The organism is Caulobacter sp. HMWF025, assembly GCF_003060965.1.
Lineage (GTDB): Bacteria > Pseudomonadota > Alphaproteobacteria > Caulobacterales > Caulobacteraceae > Caulobacter.
The window spans coordinates 1-6317 of the sequence record NZ_QAII01000163.1 but is presented as its reverse complement, the minus strand read 5'-3'; the positions used below and the strand labels follow the sequence as shown (position 1 = coordinate 6317).

Sequence of the window (6317 nt, the reverse complement as noted above, 5' to 3'; positions counted from 1 at the left end):
ACCAGCGCCAGCGCGACCCTGCTCTACGACACCGCCACCGGTGCGCTGTTCTTCGATGCCAATGGCGGCGACGGGGCCGACAAGGTGCAGATCGCGACTCTGACCAACAAGGCAGCGATCAGCCTGAACGACTTCTGGCTGGTTTAGTGACGGGCTTCCGGGCCCGGGCGGTCGCCCGGGCCCGGAGCGTCAAGGATCTCAGGTCCGCCGGGACCGGGTGAGCGGGGCGAGCGCCTTGCGGATGGGCTCGTCCCAGAGCTTGAGCGCCAGCCATGAGCCGGTGACGACAACGGCCGTGGCGATCAGGCCCGGCAGGGGTGCCGGCAGCCGCGTCACCTCGAGCGACAGATAGACCCCGCCCAGCCACCAGTAGATCGGCCGCTGCAGGACATAGAGCGGATAGGACAGGTCGCCGCTGAGCCGGCAGAGCCGGGCGATCAGGCCGGTCGGCCGGCTGCCGAGGCAGGACAGCAGCATGGCGGGGAACACGATCACCGCACAGGCCAGGTCAAACAGTCCCCGGCCCGGCCAGGTGCGGGGCAGGCAGAACAGGGCGACCAGGATGATCGTGGCGACGACGGGCCCGATGACCGGCAGCCGCCAGCCCCGGTTCGCGACCAGATGGTGGATCAGCACGCCGCCGAAAAAGCCGAAGGTGACGCGGGGAATGCCCCAGGCGAAGGTCTCGGGCGAGACGCCGACATCCAGATGGCCATGGATCATGACGGCGGCGATGATTCCACCCAGCCCGGCCAGGACCAGCAGGACCATCACGCGCACGGAGATCCAGCGGAACGCCAGGCCGTAGGCGATATTGACCAGCAGTTCGAAGAACAGGGACCAGAGCGGACCATCGAGGGGATAGGCCTCGTGCGGCGCGATCGGGTTGGGCGTCAGCGTCGGGATCAGGGCTATGCCCATGACCGTGGCCTCGATGATCGCCTCGAGCGGCAGGTCGCGCCGGCCCGACATCCAGCGAAGGCCCAGAAAGGCGCCGGCGATCAGCATGCCGAGCAGGATGAGCGGATAGAGCCGGATCACCCGCGCCAGCACAAATCGCGGCGGCGACAGGCGCCCCTGGGACAGCCGGGGCTGATAGGCATGGGCGACGACAAAGCCGCTCAGCAGGAAGAAGAAGTCGACCGCCAGATAGGCGTGGGTAAAGACGCCGCCCGGGGCGAACCACGACCCGCTGTGCATGGCCATGACGGCGAAAGCCGCCACGCCCCGCAGTCCGTCGAGGGTCAGATAATGCTGGCCGCCGGCCGTCGCAGCGGGCGGCTGCGCCGGGTCATGAGGCTTCGAGTCGGGGGCGTTTACCGTCAAGCTGCACTGTCCTCACCAATATTCGACCTATAGGCGGGGCGGCGCGCCTTGTCACCGGGCAGAGAAAAGGATGCCGGATGTGCCCGCCATGTGCCCCTGTTCACGGCCTGTGAAGGGAGTGATGGTTGAATTCGACACACCGCCCGCGTAGCGAGGGTCGGAGCCACGCGGCAGCGCTGAGGGGATACATGCGGCACCGGAACGACATCGACCTTTTGCGGGCGATCGCCGTCCTCTCTGTTCTGGGGTTTCATGCGGAGCTGCCCGGCCTCAAGGGCGGGTTCATCGGGGTGGACGTCTTCTTCGTCATCTCGGGCTTCCTGATCACCAGCATCATCCGCAAGGACCTCGAGACCGGCACCTTCTCGATTGCTGACTTCTACAAGCGACGGGTGCACCGGATCTTCCCGGCCCTGTTCCTGGTCATGGCCGTGACGGCGGCCATCTCCATGCTGGTGTTGCCGCCGTCGGAGCTGGCGCGGTTCGGCAAGAGCGTGATCGCCACCTGCCTGTTCGGCTCGAACCTGCTGTTCTATGGCGAGACGGGCTATTTCGACGCCGATGCCCTGGTCAAGCCGCTGCTGCATACCTGGTCGCTGGCGATCGAGGAGCAGTACTACGTCGTCTGGCCGCTGCTGCTGATGCTGTTCCACCGTCTGAAGTGGAAGATCGGCTGGTGCGCCCTGGCCCTGACCGTCGTGTCTCTGGGCTTTGCGATCTTTACCCTGCCGCGCGATGCCTCGGCGGCCTTCTATCTTCTGCCCTCGCGGGCCTGGGAACTGCTGATTGGGGCCCTGCCGGCCCTGGGCGTCTTCCCGAAGTTCCAGAGGACCTGGACCCGCCACCTCGCCGCTTCGGTCGGCCTGGCGCTGATCCTGGTGCCGATCAAGGTCTACAATGCCCAGGTGCCGTTCCCCGGCCTCGCCGCCCTGCCGCCCTGCCTCGGGGCCGCGCTGGTCATCGCGGCCGGCCAGGAAGGCGAGACCGTGGCCGGGCGCATTGCCGCGATCCCGCCGCTGCGCTGGATCGGCCTGATCTCCTATTCGCTCTATCTCTGGCACTGGCCGGTGATCGTCTTTGCCAAGATCGGGCTCTACCTGCCGTTCAGCCCGCCGGTGCAGGCCGGCATCATCGCCACGGCCATCGGCCTGGCCTATCTGTCCTGGCGCTTTGTCGAGCAGCCCTTCCAGAAGAACCGGGCGACGACGCCGACCGGCGTCAGCCTGGGGGTCGCGGTGGCGACCATGGTCATCGGCTGCGGGGCCGGTGCGGCGGCCGTGCTCGATCATGGTGCGCCGTGGCGGTATTCGCCCGCGCAGCAGAAGATCGTCGCCTATACCGAATATGACGGCGACGGCTTCTATCGCGGCGGCCAGTGCTTCCTCGTCTCGCCGGCCGACCACTATGACCGGGCGACGTGCCTGAAGCGGACCCCGGGCAAGCCGGCCATCGTCCTGATCGGCGACAGCCATGCCGCCCATCTCTGGCCGGGCCTCAAGACCTATGCCGGCCAGGCCGACATTCTCCAGATCACCTCGTCGGGCTGCAAGCCGCTGGTCGGGCGCTACGAGACCGGTGTGCCGCACTGCGCGGCCCTGATGGGAGAGGCCTTCGGCAAGGTGCTGCCGCAGACCCGTCCCGACACCATCATCCTGGCGGCCCGCTGGAACGACTATGACATGGGGGCCCTGTCCCAGACCCTGGCCCGGCTGAAGCCTTTGGCCAGGCGGGTCGTGCTGGTGGGCCCCGCCCCTCAGTACGAGACCGCCCTGCCGCGCCTGTTGCTGCGGGCTGACCAGACCCATGACGCCGGCCTGCCCGGACGGCACATGGCCCCGGGCCTGCGGGCCCTGGACACTCGGGCTCGCAGCATCGCGGCCGCCGAGGGCGTGGCCTATGTGTCGCTGATGGAGTCCCTGTGCCCGGCCTCTGGGTGCGAGACCTTCGCCGAACCCGGCGTGCCGCTGCAGTTCGACTACGGCCACTTCACCGTCGAGGGCTCGCGACGGGCCGTGCCGCCGGTAGCGCGGGCGGCCGGACTGGCCGACGGACTGGCCGACGCGCCCAACCGGCTTGCCCGGTAGGCGGAAACGGCCGCTGCGGTGCCAGATCCTGGCACTCTGACGGGGGCGATCAGGACGGCGAGGACCCTGCGGGTACAGGGACCGGGCTGTCCGGCGGTGGCCTGCCGTCTCGCCGCGCCTATTCGTAGGGCAGTTGCTCGGCGGGGGGGGCACCCGAATCCGCGGGCACCTCGGCCGAAGGACCTTCGGGCACGCCCGACGGGTCGATCAGGTCGCCGATGGGATCATCGGTCGGCGGTGGCGGTTCGACGGTGCCGCCCGGGATCGGGGTGGACTTCAGCCGCGGCAGGGCGGCGGCCATGAAATTGTGCCAGATCTCGGCCGGGGCCCCGCCGCCGGTGACGCGCTTCATCGGCGTATTGTCGTCCTTGCCGGTCCAGACGGCGGCCACGAAGCCGCCGGAATAGCCGACGAACCAGGCGTCGCGATAATCGCTGGTCGTGCCGGTCTTGCCGGCGACGTCGTAGGCACCGACCCTGGCCCGGGTTCCGGTACCGGACTGAACCACCTGACGCATCATCTGGTTCATGTACTGCAGGGCCGGCGAGCCGATCACGGCCGGGCGCGCGGCCTTCTCGACGCTGTGGTCATAGAGAACCTTGCCGCTGGCCGTGCGGATGCGCTCGATACCGTAGCCCTTGGCCAGGAAGCCGCCGTTCGAGAACGGAGCATAGGCCTGGGCCATTTCCATCGGCGAGACCTCGACGGCCCCGAGCGCCATCGACGGGTCGAGCTGGATCTTGCTGGCAATGCCCAGGCGGCGGGCGGTCTGGGCCACATTGCCCGTGCCGACCTCGTTGGCGAGGCGGGCCGCGACCGTGTTGATCGACTGGGCCAGGGCCGTCTCCAGGGTCATCGGCCCCAGGTACTTGTTGGTATAGTTCTTCGGCTCCCAGGTGCCGATCTTCACCGGCTCGTCGACCACCATCACCGACGGCGTGCGACCCTGTTCCATGGCCGTGAGATAGACGAAGGGCTTGAAGGCGCTGCCGGCCTGGCGACGGGCCGTCGTGGCCCGGTCAAACTGGGTCTGGGCATAGTCGGCTCCGCCGACATAGGCGCGAATGCGACCCTCGCCGTCGATCGCCACCAAGGCCGCCTGCTCGACGCCCTGCTTGAGGTGTCCTTCGACGCCCAGCTTGACCGAGCGTTCGGCCGCGACCTGGATCGGCAGGTCCAGGGTGGTCTCGACGACCAGGTCCTCGGTCGGCTCACCGACCAGCGAACGGACCTGGGCGTCGACATAGTCGGTGAAGTACTGGGCGCGCTGGTTGGCCAGGGTGGCCGAGACGCGCACGGGTTCCTTGATGGCGTCTTCCATCTCCTGGGACGTGATCGCCTTCATGCGGACCATCTCGTCGAGCACGACGGTGGCGCGGCGAGCGGCCCGTTCGCTGGCGCTGACCGGCGAATAGCGGGCGGGGCCCTTCATCATGCCGGCCAGCAGGGCGCTTTCGCCGATGGTCAGCTGGCTGGCAGGCTTGTTGAAATAGCGCTGCGAGGCGGCCTCGATGCCATAGGCCCCGGCCCCGAAATAGACCCGGTTCATATAGAGGGCCAGGATCTGCTTTTTGGAGAATTTCAGCTCCAGCCAGACCGCCAGGATCAGCTCCTGGGCCTTGCGGCGATAGTTCTGGGCCGGGCTGAGGAACAGGTTGCGGGCCAGCTGCTGGGTGATGGTCGAGCCGCCGCGCTGGGGACCGTCGTGGGTCAGGTTCCAGGCCACCGAGCGGATGATGCCCCAGGGGTTGAACCCGAAGTGGCGGTAGAACTGGCGGTCCTCGATCGCCACGAAGGCGGCGGGCACATATTCGGGCAGGGCGTCGATATCGACCGGTGGGGCGTACTGGCTGCCGCGCACGGCCAGCAGGGCGCCGGAGCGGTCGAGATAGTTGATCGAGGGCTGACGCTTGACGTCATAGAGCTTGGAGGTGTCGGGCAGGTCGCTGGCGAACACCGCGAAGAAGGCGACAATGAAGATCAGCCCCCAGACGCCCAGCACGGTCGTCCAGTACAGCAGCGCCTGAAGCGGCGTGCGCTGCGGCTTCGCCGGCCGATTACCGCCGAAGGTTCCGTTCGCCATCTCGTCGTCATCCCTGGTTGGTCGCCCGCGCGTCCAGCCTGCCGTTTAACCGAACCTCACAGAACGCGCGACAAGATTGACGAGAGATGAACAGGGCGGTTTTCAGGCGCCCTGCTTCCGGTCCGGATCGATCCTCCAGACTCTCCAGCTTTCGAAGGTCGACCAGGCCGCCGCCAGCAGCACGCCGGCGACCATGATCGCCATGCCGAGTGACGGGGGCACCAGCGGCGCGGCGACCAGGCCCGCCAGGCCCAGAAGCGCGAACAGGCGACCGGCCAGGCGGTTGGACTTGTCCCAGGCCAGACGACTGGTCAGGGACCAGTAGGTTCGCACACCCAGCACCGGATTGGGCCGCGCCTTGCCCATGAAGGCTCCGAGCACCAGGAAGAGCAGCGACAGGCCGCCCAGGGTCCAGCGCAGCAGGGTCAGCTGTCCGTCCTCGGTGCGGGAGAACAGGTCGAAGGTGATCAGGCTCATCAACAGGGTGACGTAGGCCGGGGCCAGCAGGCCGATCATGCGTCCGAACCGGAAGGTAAAGCGCCCGCTGTCCTGCAGTTTTTCCGTGAGGGCTTCGTCGCGCTCGGCCCGGGCGCAATAGGCCGCGATGCCGGCCGCCACCAGGGTGACGCCGCCCATGACGAGCGCCATCTCGTTGCGGTCGCCCCATCGGTCCACCTGCCCGGCCATGTTGAAATGCATCGGCAGGGGACCGGTCGGTCCGAGCCGCCAGACGGCCAGGGCGGTGGCGGCCATGGCCCCGACGGTCAGAACCGAGGCGGCGTCCAGCCAGTCCAGCCGGGGCGGGGCCGACGGGGGCTCATGGG

Annotated in this window: 4 protein-coding genes; 1 reads left to right on the top strand and 3 read right to left on the bottom strand. The window is 68.1% G+C overall.

Annotated elements, in window-relative coordinates; translation table 11 throughout:
• Positions 1-198 precede the first annotated feature (198 nt).
• Positions 199-1326: an acyltransferase family protein gene (locus DBR10_RS17585; protein WP_108506299.1), complete on the bottom strand. Its 1128-nt coding sequence runs from the start codon at positions 1324-1326 to the stop codon at positions 199-201.
• Between the two features lie 188 nt (positions 1327-1514).
• Between DBR10_RS17585 and DBR10_RS17580 the strand changes: the two genes are divergently transcribed.
• Positions 1515-3410, top strand: a complete 1896-nt coding sequence (locus tag DBR10_RS17580) for an acyltransferase family protein (RefSeq protein WP_108506298.1) — start codon at positions 1515-1517, stop codon at positions 3408-3410.
• A 118-nt stretch (positions 3411-3528) separates the two neighbouring features.
• On the opposite strand, the gene DBR10_RS17575 is transcribed toward DBR10_RS17580, so the two are convergent.
• The gene (locus DBR10_RS17575) at positions 3529-5493 is read right to left on the bottom strand and encodes a transglycosylase domain-containing protein (protein WP_108506297.1); all 1965 of its coding nucleotides are present in this window, start codon (positions 5491-5493) and stop codon (positions 3529-3531) included.
• A 102-nt stretch (positions 5494-5595) separates the two neighbouring features.
• Positions 5596-6317: SdpI family protein (locus DBR10_RS17570; protein ID WP_108556541.1), on the bottom strand; the 722-nt coding region annotated here is incomplete at its 5' end.